Genomic DNA, 18,156 nt, shown 5'->3' on the forward strand with positions numbered 1-18,156 from the left:
TTCCCCGGACCCCAACCCGCCAGGCCCGGAGCCGGGCCTGGACCGGCCTGAGTTTGCCCCATGCCCAGCGCCTTCGACGCGTCCAACCCGCCCTTCGACCGGCTGACGCAGGAGGAGATCGCCGAGCTCCGCGCCGCGATCGACATCGGCTACCTGCGGCCGGGGGAGGCGGTGCTGATACCCGGCCAGAAGGCCGAGCATCTGCACGTCATCATCAAGGGCTCGGTCGAGGTCCGCGACAACGGCACCCTCGACGCCGTGCTCGGCCCGAAGGACAGCTTCGACAGCCGCGCCCTGGTGCATGGCGCGGCCGGCGAGGACTTCATCGCGGCGGAGGAGACGCTCTGCTACCTCATCCCCCGCGGCCTCGTCCTCGACCTCATCGCCCGCAACGCGGCCTTCGCGGCCTTCTTCTATTCCGAGGTCTCGGCCAAGCTGGACGCCTTCGCCGGCGCCCGCCGGCCCGAGGGCATGGAGAGCGTGCTGCGCGCCCGGGTGAGGGAGGCGAGCCGCGGCCCCGCCCTGATGATCGAGGGCAGCGCCAGCATCGCCGATGCCGCCCAGCGCATGCAGGACGCCAGCATCAATGCTGCCTATGTGCGCGACGACGGCCGGATCGGCGTCGTCACCGGCATGAACCTGGCGAAAGCCGTGCTGCTGCAACGGCTGCCGCATGAGACGCCGGTCCGCGAGGTCTGCCATTTCGACGTCATCGCCGTCGATGCCGAGGACTTCATCTTCGAGGCGCTGCTGCTGATGACCCGGCACACCAAGCGCCGGGTCGCGGTGCGCAGCGGCGGCGACTACACCGGCTTCCTCGAGGACATCCACATCCTCGGCCTGGTCGCCGGCAATTCCCAGCTCATCCCCGGCCGCATCGACCGGGCCCGCAGCGTCGCCGACCTCGCCGCGCCGGCGCAGGACATCCAGGCGCAGGTGGAGAGGCTGCACCGCCAGGGCGTGAAGGTCGAGCAGATCGCCGAGATCACCTCCGACCTCAACCGCCGGCTCTTCGTCCGGCTCTTCGACCTGCTGGCGCCCGCCAGCATCCGCGATCATGGCTGCCTGATGATCATGGGCAGCGAGGGCCGCGGCGAGCAGACCGTGCGCACCGACCAGGACAATGGCCTGCTGCTGGGCGCGCCGGTGCCGGAAGCCGACCTGACCGCCTTCCGCGAGGCCTTCTCGGGGGCGCTGGCGGGCTTCGGTTTCCCGCCCTGCCCGGGCAGGGTCATGGTCAGCAACCCGCTCTGGTCGCAGCCGCTGGACGGCCTGGTGCGGCAGCTTCGCCTCTGGATCATGGAGCGGACGCCCGAGGCGGCGATGAACCTGGCGATCTTCTTCGACGCCGTCGCCGTCTCCGGCCGCGCCGGGCTGGTGACCGAGGCGAAGCAGGCCATGGCGGAGGCGATGCGCGGCGAGCGCGCCCTGATCGCCCGCTTCGCCAACCTGGTCGAGACCTTCCAGACGCCGGCGCTCGGCGTGCTCTCGACCTTGATGGAGAAGGTCGGCGTCGGCTCGGATGCCATCGACATCAAGAAGGCCGGCATCTTCCCGATCGTGCACGGCATGCGGGCCATGGCGATGGACCGCGGCATCCTGGTCACCTCGACGGCCGGCCGGATCGAGGCCCTGGTCGAGGCCGGTGCCTTCAGCGCCGCCTTCGGGCGGGAGCTGCTCTCGGCGCTGCGGGTCTTCATGGAGTACCGCCTGCGCGCGCAGCTCGAGGCGGTGCGGCGCGGCACGCTGGAGCGGGAGGCGCTGGTCGAGCCGGGCGAGCTCTCCGCGGCCGACCGCGACATCCTGCGCGACGGCTTGCGCATCGTCCGCCAGTTCCGCGAGATGCTCCGCAACCGCTACGCCCTGGCCGCCTTCGGATGACCGCTGACCGGGACCCGCCTTCCCGACGGCCGGTCGGCTGCCGCGGCAGGCATCGATGACGCGCGGCCTGCTCTGGCGGTTGTTCTACCGGGCCTCGCTCGGCGACCACGCCTACAAGTTCCTGTTCGAGCCGGGGCCGGAGGACGAGGCGGTCGCGCTGGACTGCGAGACCACCGGCCTCGACCCCAGGCGCGACGACATCGTCGCGGTCGCCGCCGTGCGCATTCGCGGCAACCGCATCCTGACCAGCGAGCGATTCGAGGCGATCGTCCGGCCGGAGGACAGCCAGCCCGGCGCGGAGTCGATCAAGGTCCACCGCCTCCGCCGGCGCGACGTTGCCGATGCCCTGCCGATGCGCAAGCTCCTGCCGGAGCTGCTCCGCTTCATCGGCGGCAGGCCGCTGGTCGGCTACTACATCGATTTCGACGTCCGCATGCTGGACAAGTATGCGATGGACCTGATCGAGGTGAAGCTGCCCAACCCGCAGATCGAGGTCAGCGCGCTCTACTACGACAGGAAATACGGGGATGCACCGCCCGGCACGGTCTTCGACCTGCGCTTCGACAGCGTGCTGAGGGACCTCGGCATCCCGCCGCTCGCGGCGCATGACGCGCTGAACGACGCGGTCATGGCGGCCATGGCCTGGCTGGCGCTGCGCGACATGAAGGCCCGCGGCGTGCGGATCCCGCGCGAGCGGGCCGGGCGCGGCGCGCCGCCGCCGACCGGCGGCTGAGGGAGGGCGCCGGGTGTCTCGCCCGGCGCCCTCCCGGTTCAGATGCTCGCGCTCGCGGGCCGGCTGTGCGGCGTCTCCGCCGCATCGGCGGCGAAGATGTCGCGGTCCTTCGTCTCCGGCACGAAGAACAGGCCGATGACGACCGTCGCCGCGGCGATGACGATCGGGTACCAGAGCCCGTAATAGACGTCGCCGGTCTGCGCGATCATGGCGAAGCTCGTCGCCGGCAGCAGCCCGCCGAACCAGCCATTGCCGATATGGTAGGGCAGCGACATGGAAGTGTAGCGGATGCGGGTCGGGAAGAGCTCGACCAGCGCCGCGGCGATCGGGCCATAGACCATGGTGACGTAGATCACCAGCAGCGTCAGGACGGCGATGGAGACAAGCTGCTGCGTGCCGAAGATGTCGAAGGGATTCGCCATCGTCACCACGGAGGGGTTCTGCGCGGAGGGATAGCCCGCCGCGGTCAGCGCCTTGGCGAGGTCGGCGGCAAAGCCCGGGCCATTGGCCGGGATCGGCTGGCCGCCCTGGATAACCACCGCGGCCGCCGCGCCCGGCCGGTCCTCGACCGAGTAGTTGACCGAGGCGCGGGCGAGCGCCGCCTTCGCCAGATCGCAGGGCTCGGTGAACTTCGCCGTGCCGGTCGGGTTGAACTGGAAGGAGCAGGTGGACTTGTCGGTCACCACCTGCACGGCAATCTCGCTATGCGCCTTGTGCAGCGCCGGATTCGCCTCCGCGCTCAGCAGCTTGAAGAGCGGGAAGTAGGTCAGCGCCGCCAGCAGGCAGCCGCCCAGGATGATCGGCTTGCGGCCGATCCTGTCGGACAGCCAGCCGAAGAGCACGAAGCCGCCGGAGCCGAGCAGCAGCGACCAGGCGATCAGCATGTTGGTGGTGAAGCTGTCCACCTTGAGCACATTGCCGAGGAAGAACAGCGCGTAGAACTGGCCGGTGTACCAGACCACCGCCTGGCCGGCGACGAGGCCGAAGAGGGCGAGCAGCGCGACCTTCGCGTTCCGCCATTGCCCGAAGGCCTCGGTGAGCGGCGCCTTGGAATGCGTGCCCTCCGCCTTCATGCGCTTGAAGGCCGGGCTCTCCTCCATCTGCAGCCGGATCCAGACGGAGACGCCGAGCAGCAGGATCGAGACCAGGAAGGGTATGCGCCAGCCCCAGGTCTTGAAGGTGTCCGGCCCGACCGCGAGCTGGGTGAAGAGGATGACGAGAAGGGAGAGGAAGAGGCCGGCGGTCGCGGTGACCTGGATGAAGCTGGTGTAGAAGCCGCGCCGGCCATGCGGCGCGTGCTCCGCCACATAGGTCGCGGCGCCGCCATATTCGCCGCCCAGCGCCAGGCCCTGCAACAGGCGCAGCACGATCAGGATGACGGGCGCGGCGATCCCGATCGTGTCCGAGGTGGGCAGGATGCCGACCACGAAGGTCGAGCTGCCCATGATCAGGATGGTGACGAGGAAGGTGTATTTCCGCCCGACCAGGTCGCCGAGCCGGCCGAAGACCAACGCGCCGAAGGGCCGCACCAGGAAGCCCGCGGCGAAGGCCAGCAGGGCGAAGATGTTGCGGGTACCCTCCGGGAACTGGCTGAAGAAATTGGCGCCGATGACGGCGGCCAGGGAGCCGTAGAGGTAGAAGTCGTACCACTCGAACACCGTGCCGAGGGAGGAGGCGGTGATGACCTTCCGCTCCTCGCGCGTCATTGGACGCACCTCGTAGTCCGATCTTGGGATCGTCGCCTGGCTGGCCATTCCTCGCCCCTGTTCCGAATTCTGCTTATGCCGCTGCGCTGCCGGGAGTCGCCTCCTCTCCCGCCCGTCCGGGCCCTATGGGCGTGGGCAGGTGGCAGCCTCCTGCCTCAATCAGAACGTTAGCGCATGGTCAATGCGGCAATCGCACAAGTTTTTCGATGTTATATAAAAATCCTGTCACAAATCCGCAGCCATGCGATGCTGCCGCCTGCGGCATGAACCTGCGGCGATGCGTCGCCCGTCCCCTATGTGGCTGAAAGCTGCCCGAAACTGCCGGGTCGCATGGCCCCACCTGGGGGACCGCGCCCGCACCGCGCGGCGCAAGGGAAAATACAAATGCAAAATACTTAATATTATGGTCATCCGGACCGGCCTCAGGCGCCGCCGGCAGCGCATTGCGGCCTCGCCTGGCGGTCCCTCCTATTCGAACCGGACCTGCACGCGTCCGAGCCGGCCGAAGGAGGCATGCAGTTCCAGTCCCGCTTGTGGCGTGATGGGTTGCCCGAGCGCCGTCACCAGCAGAGCGCCCTCCGGCAATCCGCCGGCCCGGCGGGCGGCGAGGGCGGCGGCCTGCATGGCGTCCTCCAACTCCACCTCCTCCCCACGGCGCCAGGTGCCGGTCGGTGCCAGCGAGATGCGCAGCCGCATCGGCGGCATCCGCTTGGCCTTGCCGGCGACGATGTAGCCAAGGCCGGCAAGGTCGGCGGCGGCGAGCGCGCTGGTCGTCGGTGGCTCCGGCAGCCGCCAGCAACCGATATCGATGGCAGGGCGCAGGGCGGCGAAGACCGGCATCGCATCCCCGCGCCGCGGCAATTCCTCCGCCAGCACGCCGATCACGGCGGCGCAGGCATGCGGGTGATGCAGCGTGGCCATTGGGATCGTGACGCCGTCCTTCAGCACGCGGCTTTCCAGGACCGGTCCAGGGACAACCTTCTCATTGACGGGGCAGGCGAGGCGCATGCCGCAGGGCGCCATGTCCAGCATCTCCAGCACCCGCGCGGCGACCCTCTGGCCGTCCAGCATGCTGCGCGGGGTAGCCTGGGCCGGGAGCGGGGCGAGTGCTCCGCCGGTCTGCAGCGCCTCTGCCAGCCATTTGGCTGCGCCGTCGCGCAGGGCTGCGTCCATCGGTCCACCTTCCCCAGTCGCCGAAGCGGTGACGAGGCCGCGGGCACGGCCGTCGGGGTGCGGAGTATCACATAAATGCGTGCGGCATATCCCCGCGCCGCAACCGCTTCGCGGTCATGGTCCCGCGACGGTGCGGTCATTCCCGCCGCCCGGGCGGCGGGATCAGGCCAAGAGCACCATGAGTCTGGATTGCGACTGACGGCCCGACCTGCCGTCGCGGGCAATGACAAGGGTGCGCCGTGTCCCGCTGGACGTGAGCGGACGGGAACGGCGCGCCACGGGCCTGGGGCGGTCAGGGCGGCGAGGCGGGTGAAGCAGCAACCGAACGACGAGGCCGGGCGGTGCCGGACGGATGGCGGCGACCGGACGCCGCCTTCCTGACTCCGTCCATCGATCAGCGGCCGGTTGCGGTGGCCATCGCACCGGCGGGCCCGCAGGTATGGCGCTTTGGCAGGGACAGGGCCAGCCGCCGCCCGCCGGGACGGGGCCGGCGCCTACTTGGTGACGAAGGCCTTCTCGAGCACATAGGTGCCCGGCTCGTTGTTCGAGCCCTCGACGAAGCCGCGCGCCTCCAGCAGCGCCTTCACGTCGGCATTCATCGCCTCGGACCCGCAGAGCATCACCCGGTCATGCTCCGGCGAGAGCGGCGGCAGGCCGAGATCGGCATTCACCTGGCCGGAATCGAGCAGGGTGGTCACCCGGCCCTGGGTCCTGAACGCCTCCCGCGTCACGGTCGGGTAGTAGAGCAGCTTGTCCCGCAGCATCTCGCCCAGGAATTCGTGCTCCGGCAGGTCCTTCTGCAGGTAGTCGTGGTAGGCGAGTTCCTTCACCTCCCGCACGCCGTGCATGAGCACGACCTTCTCGTACTTCTCGTAGACCTCCGGCTCCCGGACCAGGGACATGAAGGGCGCCATGCCGGTGCCGGTGGAGACCATCCACAGGGTGCGGCCGGGCAGCAGGTTCTCGATCAGCAGGGTGCCCGTCGGCTTCTTGCCGATCAGCACCGTGTCGCCGACCTGGATGTGCTGCAGGCGGGAGGTGAGGGGGCCGTCCTGCACCTTGATGGAGAGGAATTCGAGCTCCTCGTCCCAGGGCGGGCTGACCATGGAATAGGCCCGCACCAGCGGCTTGCCGTTCACCATCAGCCCGATCATGGCGAACTGGCCCGCCACGAAGCGCAGCGCCGGGTCGCGCGTGCAGCGGAAGGAGAACTGCTTGTCGGTCCAGTGATGGACCCAGGTCACCGTCTCACCGAAGAAGGCGGGCGGGATGGCGGGCTTCGCGGGGGTAATGGGGAGGGCGTCCATGGCCAGCCTAGATGCGGAACTGTGCGCCGCAGTGCAACAGGAGATGCCGCATCCCAGCCTTGCACTGGCGCAAGCCCGGCCTCCCCGGACCCGCATTCCCCCTTCATGAACCGAAAATGGACACTATATTGCTGATCGGACAGAAAAGGGGGAGGCCATCATGCCGGACATGTCGCTGACCGAGGCTGCCGCCTGGGGGCTGATCTTCGGCGGCATCGCCTATGCCATCCTGGAGGCCCGCGGCGTTTCCGTGGCCGCGGTGTCGGCCGCCCTGGTCGGCCTCGCCACGAAGACGCTGCTGCTCGAGCTCGGCTGACGCGGGAGCGTCACGGCGTTGTCACGCGACGGCAACGCGGCGCCGGTAAAGCCCCCGCGCGTAACACTTGGGGGGTTTTCCGCATGCGCGCACTCCTGCTCGCCGCCGGACTCGTTGCCGCGGTCGCCGGCACGGCTCGGGCCGACCAGCGCTTCGAGGCCACGCTCGCCGGCCATGCCATCCTGCCGGCCGCCAGCTTCACCCAGCCGCCGGCGGATGCGCCGCCCGGCCTCGCCGTCTCCGGCCGCTTCACCGGCCCGGGCAACCTGCGCGTCGAGCAGGTCGGCGCCATCCCGGGCGATACCGGCGCGATGCATGGCCGCCGCCCGACCGGCCTGTCGCTGCCCTTCCGCGGCCAGCCCGTGCAGGGCTTCTCCGGAATCAAGCCGGTGGCGGGCGAGCCCGGCGCCTACTGGGTGCTGACCGACAACGGCTTCGGCGCCAGGCGCAACAGCAGCGACGCCATGCTGATGATCCACAAGCTCCGGCCGGACTTCCGCGCCGGCACGGTGGCGGTCGAGCGTACCATCTTCCTCTCCGACCCCAACCGGGTCGTGCCCTTCCCGATCGCCACCGATCCCTCGCCGACGCGCTACCTCACGGGCGTCGACTTCGACATCGAGAGCATCCAGCCCGTGGCCGACGGCTTCTGGATCGGCGACGAGTTCGGCCCCTTCCTGATCAGGCTCGACACCGAGGGGCGCGTGCGGAAGGTGGTCGCGACGAAGCTCGGGGAGGAGGAGATCCGCGGCCCCGACAACCCGGCGCTGCAGCTTCCCGCCAGCCCGGCCCAGACCGTCGCCTTCCGCGCCCAGCGTAGCGGCGGCTTCGAGGGCATGGCCCTCTCGCCCGATGGCAGCCGCGCCTATGCGCTGCTCGAGAAGCCGCTGCTGCAGCCCGACGGCAAGCCGGAGGGGAGCTTTCTCCGCATCCTCGAGCTCGACACCGCGAAGGGGGACTGGACCGGCCGGAGCATGAAGTACCGCTTCGAGGAAGGCGGCGTCTCGATCGGCGACTTCAACATGGTCGATGACCGCCGCGCCCTGATCATCGAGCGCGACGACGGCGAGGGCGATCCCTCCCGCGCCTGCGCGTCCGGCCAGCAGCCGCCCGCCTGCTTCCCCATGCCGGCGCGGCTGAAGCGCATCTACCTCGTCGACCTCGGCGCGACCGACAGCGACGGCTTCGTGCGCAAGATCGGCCATGTCGACCTGATGGCGATCCGCGACCCGGAAGGGTTGGCGCGCCAGCGCGGCGACCTCGGCGAGGGCGTGCCGCGCGAGCGCTTCAACTTCCCCTTCTTCACCATCGAGAACGTGGCCGTGGTGGATGCCGACCACATCATCGTCGCGAACGACAACAACCTGCCCTTCAGCGCCGGCCGCCACCTGACGCGCGCCGACGACAACGAGTTCATGCTGCTGCGGGTGCCGGAGCTGCTGCGCGCCCGCTGAGGGCGGCGGGCAGCCGGATCCCCGGTTGTGCGCCGCGCCGGACTCGGCCCATGCTCCCGCGACAGCAGGCAGGCGGGATCATGGCGGCGACAGGCTCCGGCGATGACGGGTTGATCGACAGCGTGGGGGCCTTCGTGCCGGGGCCCCGCGCCGTGCTGCGGGGCGCGGGGGAGGGGCCGCTCGCCGGCCTCGCCTTCGCCATCAAGGACCTTTACGACCTGGCGGGCTGGTCGACGACCTACGGCAATCCCGACTGGGCGCGCACCCATCCGGTGGCGGCGGCGACCGCGCCGGTGGTGCAGGCGCTGCTGCAGGCCGGCGGCGAGCTCCGCGGCAAGACCAAGACGGTCGAGCTGGCCTATGGCCTGACCGGCGAGAACGTCTGGCACGGCACGCCGGTGAACCCGAAGGCGCCGGACCGCTTCCCCGGCGGCTCCTCCTGCGGCTCGGCCGCGGCGGTCGCGGCCGGGCTGGTGGATTTTGCCATGGGGTCGGATACCGGCGGCTCCGTCCGCATCCCCGCCAGCTATTGCGGCACCTTCGGCATCCGCCCGAGCTGGGGGGCGATCAGCCTGGCCGGCGCCTGCGGCCTCGGCCCGAGCTTCGACACGCCGGGCTGGTTCGCCGCGGAGGCGGGCGTGCTGGAGCGCGTCGGCGCGGTGCTGCTGCCGGAGGATGCCATGCCCGGCGCGACTCTCGGCCCGCTGCTGAAGCCGGAGGAGCCCTGGCTCAATGCGCTGCCCTCGACGGTGCTGGCGCTGGCCGAGCCGTTCCAGAGGCTCGAAGCGCTCCTCGGCCCGGCGATGCGCATCGGGATCGCGCCGGAGGGGCTGCCGGCGCTCTACGACCATTTCCGCTGCGCCCAGGCGGAGGAGGCCTGGGCGACGCTCGGCGGCTGGATCGCCGCGACGCAGCCGGAATTCGGCCCCGGCGTGAGGGAGCGCTTCGAGATCGCCCGCACCATGGACCCCGCGAAGGCGGCGGCCGGGCGGGCCTTCCGTCGCGGCTTCACGGCGCGGATCCGTGCGCTGCTGGCGGGCGGCGCGGTGCTGGCCTTCCCGACCAGCCCGGCGCCGGCGCCGAAGCTGACCGCGACCCAGGCCGAGCAGAATGCGGTGCGCGAACTCACCATGGGCGTGACGGCGATCGCCGGCCTCGCCGGACTGCCGGAGGTGACGCTGCCCGCCGGCCAGGACGGCGGCGCGCCGGTCGGCCTCTCGCTGGTCGCCGGACCGGGCCGCGACCGGGCGCTGCTGGCCCTGGCGCGGCGGGCCGCGGCGGCGCTCGGCCTGCCGGAATGACACGGCGGCGCACGGCCTTGTCCGGCGGGAGGGCGGCGGCTATGGGGTGACGACCCGGCCGGACTGTACACAGGAATTGCCGAATGCTCATCCGCGATGCCGTGCCGGCCGACCTGCCGGCGATCACCGCGATCTACGCGCACCACGTGCTGCACGGCACCGGCACCTTCGAGGAAGTGCCGCCGACCGAGCCCGAGATGGCCGCGCGCATGGCGGAGGTGCAGGGCAAGGGCTGGGCCTGGCTGGTCGCGGAAGGGCAGGACCTGCCGGGCGAGCAGGCCGGCCTGATCGGCTATGCCTATTTCGCGCAGTTCCGCGCCCGCTCCGCCTATCGCTTCTGCGCGGAGAACAGCGTCTATGTGCGTGACGACGTGCGCGGCATGGGCGTCGGCAAGGCGCTGGTGGCGAGGCTGCTGGAGCGCGCGGAGGCGGCCGGGTTCCGCCAGATGCTGGCGGTGATCGGCGACAGCGACAATGTCGGTTCCATCGGCCTGCACCTGTCGCTGGGCTTCCACCGCGCGGGCGTGCTGAAATCGGCCGGGGTGAAATTCGGCCGCTGGCTCGACGTGGTCTTCATGCAGCGCAGCATGGGCCAGGGCGACCGCGACGTGCCGCAATGAGCCGCCGCGCCGAATTGCGCTGACCGCCCCGCCCGATTCGGCGCATCATCGCCGCCTGCGCGGGAGGATGCGATGGGTGGTCAGGCGGGCCCGGCGATGCGGGCCTTCTTCGACGAGGCGACGAACACCGTCAGCTACCTGGTCTGGGACCCGGCGACCCGCAGCGCCGCCGTCATCGACCCGGTGCTGGACTGGGACAACCGCAGCGGCGAGGCCGAGACGAGGAGCGCCGACGCGCTGCTGGCCGCGGTGGCGGAGGAAGGGCTGCGGGTCGACTGGATCCTCGAGACCCATGTGCATGCGGACCACCTGACGGCCTCGCCCTACATCAAGGCGAAGGCCGGCGGGCGGATCGGGATCGGCGAGCATATCCGGGACGTCCAGCAGATCTTCCGTCCCGTCTTCGGGGCGGAGGACGTGGCGCCGGAGGGCGGCGACTTCGACGTGCTCTTCGGCGACGGGGCGGAGTTCGCCATCGGCACGCTGCCGGTGCGGGTGATGCATGTGCCCGGCCATACCCCGGCCTGCGTCGCCTACCTGATCGGCGACGCCGCCTTCATCGGCGATACGCTCTTCATGCCGGATTACGGCACGGCGCGCTGCGACTTCCCGGGCGGCGACGCACGGGTGCTGTGGCGCAGCGTGCAGCGCCTGCTGGCGCTGCCGCCGGAGACGCGGCTCTTCACCTGCCACGACTACAAGGCGCCGGGGCGCGACCGCTTCGCCTGGGAAAGCACGGTGGCGGAGCAGCGGGCGCGCAACCCGCATGTGCGGGACGGCATGACGGAGGAGGAGTTCGTCGCCATGCGGCGCGAACGCGACGCCAAGCTGGCGGCGCCGGTCCTGCTGCTGCCCTCGATCCAGGTGAACATGCGCGCCGGCCGCTTCCCGCCGGCCGAGGCGAACGGCGTGCGCTACATGCGCATCCCGGTGCGGATGAAGGGCGGGCTGGGCGCCGCGCCGGGCGCCTGAGCGCTGCGGCGGCGCTAGACCGTCAGCAGCCGCCGCACCGCCTCGTCCTCCAGATCGCCGATCGGGCCGCCGAGCGCCACCTCGCCGCGGACCATGACGGCGATCCGGTCGGCCAGCTCGCGCGCGAACTCGTAGTACTGCTCGACCAGCACCACCGCGAAGTTCTTCTCCCGCGCCAGCAGCCGGATGACGCGGGCGATGTCCTTGATGACGCTGGGCTGGATGCCCTCGGTCGGCTCGTCCAGGATGAGCAGCCGCGGCCGTGCCGTCAGCGCCCGCGCGATCGCCAATTGCTGCTGCTGGCCGCCGGAGAGGTCGCCGCCGCGCCGCCGCAGGAACTGCTTCAGGATCGGGAAGAGGGTGAAGACCTCCTCCGGCACCGATGCGCCGCGCGGCGCGGCGGCGAGCGCGGTCTCCAGGTTCTCCTGCACCGTCAGGAAGGGGAAGATCTCGCGCCCCTGCGGGACATAGCCGATGCCGGCGCGGGCGCGGTCGGCCGGCGCCATGCCGGCGACGTCCTTGCCCTCCCAAAGGATCTTCCCGCCCTGGATCCGTTCCAGCCCGACGATGGCGCGCATCAGGCTGGACTTGCCGACGCCGTTGCGGCCGAGGACGCAGGTGATCTGGCCGGGATTGGCCTCGATGCTGACGCCGCGCAGGCAGCGGGAGGCGCCGTAGGAGAGGTCGATCTGTTCGACGCGCAACATCGCCTACCGTCCCAGATACACTTCGATGACCCGCGGGTCGTTCTGCACATGGTCGATGCTGCCCTCGGAGAGCATCGAGCCCTCGCAGAGCACGGTGACCTTGCTGCCCAGCGCGCGGACGAATTCCAGGTCGTGCTCCACCACCACGACGCTGCGCTGGCCGGCGATGCGGACCAGCAGAGCGGCGGTGTGCTCCGTCTCCTGGTCGGTCATGCCGGCGACCGGCTCGTCCACCAGCAGCAGCTCGGGGTCCTGCATCAGCAGCATGCCGATCTCCAGCCACTGCCGCTGGCCGTGGCTCAGCACGCCGGCGCGGTCATGTGCGCGGGCGGAGAGGCCGACCTCCTCCATCACCGCCTCGATCCGCCGCCTTGCCTCGCCGGTCAGCGCCCAGCGCAGGCAGGCGAAAGGCCCGCGCGGCGCCTTCAGGGCGAGCTCGAGGTTCTCGAAGACCGTCAGCGCGTCGAACATCGTCGGCTTCTGGAACTTCCGGCCGATGCCGAGATTGGCGATGGTCGCCTCATCGAGCTTCGTCAGGTCGTGGTCGCGGAAGCGGACGACACCCTCGGTCGGCCGGGTCTTGCCGGTGATGACGTCCATCATGGTCGTCTTGCCCGCGCCGTTCGGGCCGATGATGGCACGCAGCTCCCCCGGATCCACCACCAGGGAGAGGTTGTTCAGTGCCCGGAAGCCGTCGAAGACCACCGAGACGCCGTCGAGATAGAGGACGGGCGCCGCGGCCTTCGTAGGATCGACCGGCGGGCTGATCTCGTCGCTCATGAGCGGGCCTTCTGGAACAGGCCGATGAGGCCGCGGGGCAGGAAGAGCGTGACGGCGACGAAGAGCCCGCCGAGGGCGAAGAGCCAGAGGTCGGGCGCGACCGTGGTCAGCCAGGTCTTCAGCGCATTGACCGAGAAGGCGCCGAGCACCGCGCCGACCAGCGAGCCCCGCCCGCCGACCGCGACCCAGATCACCGCCTCGATCGAGTTGCCCGGGCTGAACTCGCCGGGGTTGATGATGCCGACCTGCGGGACGTAGAGCGCGCCGGCGAGGCCCGCCATGACCGCCGAGAGCACGAAGACGAAGAGCTTGTGCCGCGTCACGTCGTAGCCGAGGAAGCGCACCCGGCTCTCGGCATCGCGGATCGCCACCAGCACGCGGCCGAGCTTGGAGCGGGTGATGCGCGTGCAGACCAGGAAGGCCACCACCAGCAGCGCGAGCGATGCGTAGAACAGCGCGGCGCGGGCCATGTCCGTGTTCAGCGGCATGCCCAGCAGCTCCTTGAAGTCGGTGAAGCCGTTGTTGCCGCCGAAGCCCATGTCGTTGCGGAAGAAGGCCAGCATCAGCGCATAGGTCAGCGCCTGCGTGATGATGGAGAGATAGACCCCGGTGATGCGGCTGCGGAAGGCGAGGAAGCCGACGATGGCCGCGAGCACGCCCGGCACGACCATGGCCATGAGGATGGCATAGGGGAAGTGCTGGAATCCCAGCCAGTACCAGGGCAGTTCCTTGTAGCCGAGGAAGACCATGAAGTCGGGCAGGGTGGGGTGGCCATAGACGCCGCGCGGCCCGATGAGGCGCATCAGGTGCATGCCCATGGCATAGCCGCCGAGGGCGAAGAAGGCGCCGTGGCCGAGCGAGAGGATGCCGGCATAGCCCCAGGCCAGGTCGATCGCCAGCGCCAGGATGGCGTAGGTGATCCACTTGCCGGTGATGCTGACGATGAAGTCGGAGACGTAGAGGGCGCTGTCGGCCGGCAGCCGGTTCAGCAGCGGCAGCAGGGCGAGCAGCAGCACGGCGCCGATCAGCACCAGGCGGATGGTGAGGCGGCCGGCGCGCGCCGGCGCGGGGGAGGCGATGGTGGCGCTCACGACTCGGCGGCCCTTCCCTTGAGCGCGAAGAGGCCCTTCGGCCGGCGCTGGATGAACAGCATGATGGCGACGAGCACGAAGACCTTGGCGAGCACCGCGCCGGCCCAGGGCTCCAGCATCTTGTTGACCACGCCGAGCGTCAGCGCGCCGACCAGCGTGCCGGCGAGCGAGCCGACGCCGCCGAAGACCACCACCATGAAGCTGTCGATGATGTAGCCGGTGCCGAGATTGGGCGAGACGTTGTCGATCTGCGACAGCGCGACGCCCGCGAGGCCGGCGAGACCCGACCCGAAGGCGAAGGTCATGGCGTCCACCCGTCCCGTGCGGATGCCCATGGTGGCGGCGATGCGGCGGTTCTGGACCACCGCCCGCATCTCGAGGCCGAAGCGGGTCAGCCGGATGGCGGCGAAGACCAGGGCGAGGACGAAGAGGCCGAAGACGATGATCCAGAGGCGGTTCTGGGTGACCGCGATGCCGCCCGGCAGCATCAGCGTGCCCTGCATCCAGGCCGGGCTCAGCACCTCCCGGTTCTGCGCGCCGAAGGCGAGGCGCACGGCCTGCTGGATGATCATGCCGACGCCGAAGGTCATCAGCAGCGTCTCGAGCGGCCGGCCATAGAGGTGGCGGATCAGCCCGCGTTCCAGCAGCGCGCCGCAGGCCGCGGCGACCAGGAAGGCGGCCGGCACCGAGAGCGGCAGGGACCAGGGCAGCAGCCAGGGGATGCCGCGGCAGAGCTCCTGCACCATGAAGGTGGTGTAGGCGCCGAGCATGACGAACTCGCCATGCGCCATGTTGATCACGCCCATGACGCCGAAGGTGACCGCGAGGCCGAGGGCGGCGAGCAGCAGCACGGAGCCGAGCGAGAGGCCCTGGAACAGCGTCTCCGCCGCGCGGCGGATGGCCAGCGTCTGCTCGATGCTGGCGATGGAGACGTCGATGGCGGCGACGAGGCCGGGATTGGCCGTGCGCGCCTCCAGCAGCAGGGCGCGCGCCTCGACCGTGCCGGCGGCGCCGAGCCGGGCGATGGCGTCGCGCTTGGCCGCCTCATCCGGCGCGACGAGCTGCGCGGCGGCGAGCGCCAGCTCCATCCGCGCGCGCACGGCGGGCACCTGCTCGCGCGCGATGGCGGCCTGCAGCAGCGGCACGTCCTCGGCGCTGCGGCTGCGGAAGATGGCATCGGCCGCGGTGCCGCGCTCCTCCGGGTCGGGCGAGACGAGCTGCAGGCGGCCGAGCGCGCCGCGCAGCGCCTGGCGGACGCGGTTGTTGAGGCGCAGCGCCTCGGCGCCGGCGGCATCGGCCCGCTGGCCGGTTGCGGCATCGACGAAGCCGCCGCCCTCCGGGACCAGGATACGACCATCGGGCGTCTTCTGCAGCCGGCCCTCCTGCAGCGCCTGCAGCAGGGGCAGGGCGCGCGGGTCGCCGGCGGCGCCGAGGGTCTCGACGGAGGTTGCGATGTCGCCGAAGCCGCCGGCGAGGCCGGGCAGGGCGGCGAGGAAGGCGTCCTGCGCGCGCGCCGGCAGGGCCAGCAGCAGCAGGACGGCAATGCGGAGAATGAAACGGGTCATGGTGCCCTTCGCAGGCAGGCGGCGCCGAGAGGACCCGGCACCGCCGCCGTCAGGCTTCAGCGCTTGCGGTTCGCGTTCTCGGGGATGAACTGCGACCAGTTCTCCGCCTTCACCGCGGTCGGGGTCTTCCAGACGATGTTGAACTGGCCGTCGCCCTGCACCTCGCCGATGAAGACCGGCTTGGAGAGGTGATGGTTCGGCAGCATCTCCTCCTCGTAGCCGCAGGGCGCCATCAGCTTCTGGCCGATCAGCGCCGGCGTCACCTGCGGGACCGCCGTGGTGCCGGCCTTCTGCACCGCCTGCATCCACATGCGGAAGCCGGTATAGGTGGCCTCCATCGGGTCGTTGGTCACGCGCTTCGGGTTCTTGATGTAGGCCTGCCAGAGCTTGACGAACTCCTCGTTCGGCGCGCCCTTGATGGACATGAAGTAGTTCCAGGCCGCGAGGTGCCCGACCAGCGGCTTGGTGTCGATGCCGGCCAGCTCCTCCTCGCCGACGGAGAAGGCGACGCAGGGAATGTCCTCGGCCTTGATGCCCTGGTTGCCCAGCTCGCGGTAGAAGGGCACGTTCGCGTCGCCGTTGATGGTGCTGACGATCGCGGTCTTCTTGCCCTCGGAGGCGAAGCGCTTCACCCGGGCGACGATGCCCTGCCAGTCGCTGTGGCCGAAGGGGGTGTATTCCTCCATGATGTCGGCATTCGTGATGCCCTTGGAGTTCAGGAAGCCGCGCAGGATGCGGTTGGTGGTGCGCGGATAGACGTAGTCGGTGCCGAGCAGCGCGATGCGCTTCGCCTCGCCGCCATCCTTCGACATCAGGTACTCGACGGCCGGGATCGCCTGCTGGTTCGGCGCGGCGCCGGTGTAGAAGATGTTCGGGCTCTCCTCCTCGCCTTCATACTGCACGGGGTAGAAGAGCAGGCCCTTCAGCTCCTCGAAGACCGGTAGGACGGATTTGCGGGAGACCGAGGTCCAGCAGCCGAAGGTCACGTCCACCTTATGGACCTGCAGCAGCTCGCGCGCCTTCTCGGCGAAGAGCGGCCAGTTGGAGGCGGGGTCCACGACGACGGCCTCGAGCTTGCGGCCGAGCACGCCGCCCTTGCTGTTCGCCCACTCCACCATCATCAGCACGGTGTCGCGCAGCGCGGTCTCGGAGATCGCCATGGTGCCGGAGAGGGAGTGCAGCACGCCGATCTTGATCGGGGCGCCCTGGGCCCAGGCGGGACGGATGGCCGGCAGCGCGAGCGCGGCGCCGAGGCCCGTCAGCGCCGCGCGGCGCGTGAGTGTAAGGGACGTCGTGGACATCAGGCTGTCGTTCCTCATCAAGCCTTGGCGGCTCGCGCCGGACCACCCCCCTTGGGTGCGCGGGCGCACGGGTTCCGAAGCGAGATGCGTGCCAGCAGGAGGGCGGCCGGCTCAAAGCCCCGCGATCAACGCTTGCCCAAGAAGCGAGCAGCAGGCCTCCGCGCAGGGCTGTGAGTTGCAAGCGATTGAAGCAGGGCCGGAATAGCCGACCCATGCGCGCCGGCATTCCTCAGCCAGCCGGGCGGTTGACCAGCCAGAGGCCCAGGGCGACCAGCGCGACCGAGGCCAGGAAGCCGCCGCCGAGAGGCTCTCCCAGCAGCAGCGCGCCCGCCGCCACGCCGAAGATCGGCGTCAGCACGCTGAAGGCGGCCAGCCGCGAGGCGGAGTGGCGCGACACCAGCCAGAACCAGGTGAGGTAGCTGGCGCCGGCGATGCCGGCTGCCTGATAGAGGAAGGTGGCGAGCACGAGCGGCTGCGGATCGATCGCCCAAGGCTCGCCCAGCAGCGCGGAGGCGAGCAGCAGCGGCGGCGCCGAGACGACGAGCTGGACCTGCAGGACGAAGGCGGGCGAGGCCTCCCGCAGTGGCGAGGCCTTCACCAGCACCGTCGTCGCCGCCCAGAGCGCGCCGCCGATCAGGCAGAGCAGGTCGCCGGCCAGCATGTCCGGCCCGCCCGGCGCCCGCAGCCCCTCGGCGAAGGCCAGCACCAGGCCGCCGAAGGCGACGCAGAGCCCGAGCGCCTTGGCCCGCGTCAGCCTGTCGCCGGGCACCAGCCAATGCGTGCCGAGCGCCACCCAGAAGGGTGCGCCGTAGAGGAAGACGACGCCGCGCGAGGCGGTGGTCAGGCCGATGCCGACATAGAGCGCGATGAACTCGACCGCGAAGAGCAGCCCGGCCGCGATGCCGGGCAGCAGCAGGCGCGGCTGGCGCCATTCCCCGAAGGTGAGGCCGAGCGGCCGGCAGAGCAGCGGCACGAGGCCGGCGGCGACCACGGACCGCAACCCGGCCTGCAGCACCGGCGGGATGCCCGCGCTGGTCACCTTCATCGCCACCAGGTTCAGCCCCCAGACACCGCAGAGCAGGAGCATGAGGGCGACGGCGGCCGGCGGCAGGGCGCCACCGGCATCGGTACGACTGGGCGAAGGCATGCCCGCACCCTGGCGCCATCGCGCCGACCGGTCCAGCCCGGCCGCCGGCTTGACACCGGGCCGCATCGGGCCGAGGTGCTCGACGATCCCCCGCGCAATGGA

Annotated in this window: 16 protein-coding genes; 7 read left to right on the top strand and 9 right to left on the bottom strand. The window is 70.7% G+C overall.

Features of this window, described 5'->3' with window-relative positions:
• Positions 1–60: 60 nt before the first annotated feature.
• Both Q7A36_RS08440 and Q7A36_RS08445 read left to right on the top strand, forming a co-directional pair.
• Positions 61–1,881, top strand: coding sequence for a DUF294 nucleotidyltransferase-like domain-containing protein (locus tag Q7A36_RS08440; RefSeq protein ID WP_305103238.1), 1,821 nt, complete (start codon positions 61–63; stop codon positions 1,879–1,881).
• A 55-nt stretch (positions 1,882–1,936) separates the two neighbouring features.
• Positions 1,937–2,614 (top strand): 3'-5' exonuclease, encoded by a 678-nt coding sequence (locus Q7A36_RS08445; protein WP_305103239.1) that lies wholly within the window; start codon positions 1,937–1,939, stop codon positions 2,612–2,614.
• Positions 2,615–2,652: 38 nt separating this feature from the next.
• On the opposite strand, the gene Q7A36_RS08450 is transcribed toward Q7A36_RS08445, so the two are convergent.
• The 3 genes from Q7A36_RS08450 to Q7A36_RS08460 form a co-directional block, all read right to left on the bottom strand.
• Entirely contained in the window at positions 2,653–4,320 is a 1,668-nt protein-coding gene (locus tag Q7A36_RS08450; protein ID WP_305103240.1) for an MFS transporter, read from the bottom strand.
• A 468-nt stretch (positions 4,321–4,788) separates the two neighbouring features.
• Positions 4,789–5,493, bottom strand: a complete 705-nt coding sequence (locus Q7A36_RS08455; RefSeq protein WP_305103241.1) for a hypothetical protein — start codon at positions 5,491–5,493, stop codon at positions 4,789–4,791.
• Between the two features lie 494 nt (positions 5,494–5,987).
• Positions 5,988–6,800 carry a ferredoxin--NADP reductase gene (locus Q7A36_RS08460; RefSeq protein WP_305103242.1) on the bottom strand — a complete coding sequence of 271 codons (813 nt, stop codon included), beginning with the start codon at positions 6,798–6,800 and terminating at the stop codon, positions 5,988–5,990.
• 160 nt (positions 6,801–6,960) lie between these two features.
• Between Q7A36_RS08460 and Q7A36_RS08465 the strand changes: the two genes are divergently transcribed.
• The 5 genes from Q7A36_RS08465 (at position 6,961) to Q7A36_RS08485 (ending at position 11,463) form a co-directional block, all read left to right on the top strand.
• The gene (locus Q7A36_RS08465; protein WP_305103243.1) at positions 6,961–7,116 is read left to right on the top strand and encodes a hypothetical protein; all 156 of its coding nucleotides are present in this window, start codon (positions 6,961–6,963) and stop codon (positions 7,114–7,116) included.
• A gap of 83 nt (positions 7,117–7,199) precedes the next feature.
• Positions 7,200–8,570 (top strand): esterase-like activity of phytase family protein, encoded by a 1,371-nt coding sequence (locus tag Q7A36_RS08470; RefSeq protein WP_305103244.1) that lies wholly within the window; start codon positions 7,200–7,202, stop codon positions 8,568–8,570.
• A gap of 80 nt (positions 8,571–8,650) precedes the next feature.
• Positions 8,651–9,871 (top strand): amidase, encoded by a 1,221-nt coding sequence (locus tag Q7A36_RS08475; RefSeq protein ID WP_305103245.1) that lies wholly within the window; start codon positions 8,651–8,653, stop codon positions 9,869–9,871.
• Between the two features lie 83 nt (positions 9,872–9,954).
• Positions 9,955–10,491 carry a GNAT family N-acetyltransferase gene (locus Q7A36_RS08480; protein ID WP_305103246.1) on the top strand — a complete coding sequence of 179 codons (537 nt, stop codon included), beginning with the start codon at positions 9,955–9,957 and terminating at the stop codon, positions 10,489–10,491.
• Between the two features lie 72 nt (positions 10,492–10,563).
• Complete coding sequence (locus tag Q7A36_RS08485) at positions 10,564–11,463, top strand: MBL fold metallo-hydrolase (protein ID WP_305103247.1); 900 nt, start codon at positions 10,564–10,566, stop codon at positions 11,461–11,463.
• A 14-nt stretch (positions 11,464–11,477) separates the two neighbouring features.
• Here Q7A36_RS08485 and urtE read toward each other — a convergent pair whose 3' ends face one another.
• The 6 genes from urtE to Q7A36_RS08515 all read right to left on the bottom strand — a co-directional run bounded on the left by urtE (position 11,478) and on the right by Q7A36_RS08515 (position 18,054).
• Positions 11,478–12,170: an urea ABC transporter ATP-binding subunit UrtE gene (gene urtE, locus Q7A36_RS08490; protein ID WP_305103248.1), complete on the bottom strand. Its 693-nt coding sequence runs from the start codon at positions 12,168–12,170 to the stop codon at positions 11,478–11,480.
• A 3-nt stretch (positions 12,171–12,173) separates the two neighbouring features.
• The gene (urtD, locus tag Q7A36_RS08495) at positions 12,174–12,950 is read right to left on the bottom strand and encodes an urea ABC transporter ATP-binding protein UrtD (protein ID WP_305103249.1); all 777 of its coding nucleotides are present in this window, start codon (positions 12,948–12,950) and stop codon (positions 12,174–12,176) included.
• Positions 12,947–14,041: an urea ABC transporter permease subunit UrtC gene (urtC, locus tag Q7A36_RS08500; RefSeq protein ID WP_305103250.1), complete on the bottom strand. Its 1,095-nt coding sequence runs from the start codon at positions 14,039–14,041 to the stop codon at positions 12,947–12,949. Before urtC ends, urtD begins: the two co-directional genes overlap by 4 nt.
• Positions 14,038–15,606, bottom strand: a complete 1,569-nt coding sequence (urtB, locus tag Q7A36_RS08505; protein WP_305103251.1) for an urea ABC transporter permease subunit UrtB — start codon at positions 15,604–15,606, stop codon at positions 14,038–14,040. The genes urtC and urtB overlap by 4 nt, the downstream gene beginning before the upstream one ends.
• A 56-nt stretch (positions 15,607–15,662) precedes the next feature.
• Positions 15,663–16,907, bottom strand: coding sequence for an urea ABC transporter substrate-binding protein (gene urtA / locus Q7A36_RS08510; protein WP_305103252.1), 1,245 nt, complete (start codon positions 16,905–16,907; stop codon positions 15,663–15,665).
• A 229-nt stretch (positions 16,908–17,136) separates the two neighbouring features.
• Entirely contained in the window at positions 17,137–18,054 is a 918-nt protein-coding gene (locus Q7A36_RS08515; protein ID WP_305103253.1) for a DMT family transporter, read from the bottom strand.
• Positions 18,055–18,156: the final 102 nt, after the last annotated feature.

It is taken from the genome of Paracraurococcus lichenis, assembly GCF_030657435.1.
Lineage (GTDB): Bacteria > Pseudomonadota > Alphaproteobacteria > Acetobacterales > Acetobacteraceae > Paracraurococcus > Paracraurococcus lichenis.

What these genes read in the sequence shown, in the direction of transcription:
- urtB (WP_305103251.1), bottom strand. Translation starts at nt 15,606, where the DNA reads ATGACCCGTTTCATTCTCCGCATTGCCGTCCTGCTGCTGCTGGCCCTG.
- Q7A36_RS08440 (WP_305103238.1), top strand. Translation starts at nt 61, where the DNA reads ATGCCCAGCGCCTTCGACGCGTCCAACCCGCCCTTCGACCGGCTGACG.
- Q7A36_RS08465 (WP_305103243.1), top strand. Translation starts at nt 6,961, where the DNA reads ATGCCGGACATGTCGCTGACCGAGGCTGCCGCCTGGGGGCTGATCTTC.
- Q7A36_RS08475 (WP_305103245.1), top strand. Translation starts at nt 8,651, where the DNA reads ATGGCGGCGACAGGCTCCGGCGATGACGGGTTGATCGACAGCGTGGGG.
- Q7A36_RS08470 (WP_305103244.1), top strand. Translation starts at nt 7,200, where the DNA reads ATGCGCGCACTCCTGCTCGCCGCCGGACTCGTTGCCGCGGTCGCCGGC.
- urtD (WP_305103249.1), bottom strand. Translation starts at nt 12,950, where the DNA reads ATGAGCGACGAGATCAGCCCGCCGGTCGATCCTACGAAGGCCGCGGCG.
- Q7A36_RS08445 (WP_305103239.1), top strand. Translation starts at nt 1,937, where the DNA reads ATGACGCGCGGCCTGCTCTGGCGGTTGTTCTACCGGGCCTCGCTCGGC.
- Q7A36_RS08455 (WP_305103241.1), bottom strand. Translation starts at nt 5,493, where the DNA reads ATGGACGCAGCCCTGCGCGACGGCGCAGCCAAATGGCTGGCAGAGGCG.
- urtA (WP_305103252.1), bottom strand. Translation starts at nt 16,907, where the DNA reads ATGTCCACGACGTCCCTTACACTCACGCGCCGCGCGGCGCTGACGGGC.
- Q7A36_RS08480 (WP_305103246.1), top strand. Translation starts at nt 9,955, where the DNA reads ATGCTCATCCGCGATGCCGTGCCGGCCGACCTGCCGGCGATCACCGCG.
- urtE (WP_305103248.1), bottom strand. Translation starts at nt 12,170, where the DNA reads ATGTTGCGCGTCGAACAGATCGACCTCTCCTACGGCGCCTCCCGCTGC.
- Q7A36_RS08460 (WP_305103242.1), bottom strand. Translation starts at nt 6,800, where the DNA reads ATGGACGCCCTCCCCATTACCCCCGCGAAGCCCGCCATCCCGCCCGCC.
- Q7A36_RS08485 (WP_305103247.1), top strand. Translation starts at nt 10,564, where the DNA reads ATGGGTGGTCAGGCGGGCCCGGCGATGCGGGCCTTCTTCGACGAGGCG.
- Q7A36_RS08515 (WP_305103253.1), bottom strand. Translation starts at nt 18,054, where the DNA reads ATGCCTTCGCCCAGTCGTACCGATGCCGGTGGCGCCCTGCCGCCGGCC.
- Q7A36_RS08450 (WP_305103240.1), bottom strand. Translation starts at nt 4,320, where the DNA reads ATGACGCGCGAGGAGCGGAAGGTCATCACCGCCTCCTCCCTCGGCACG.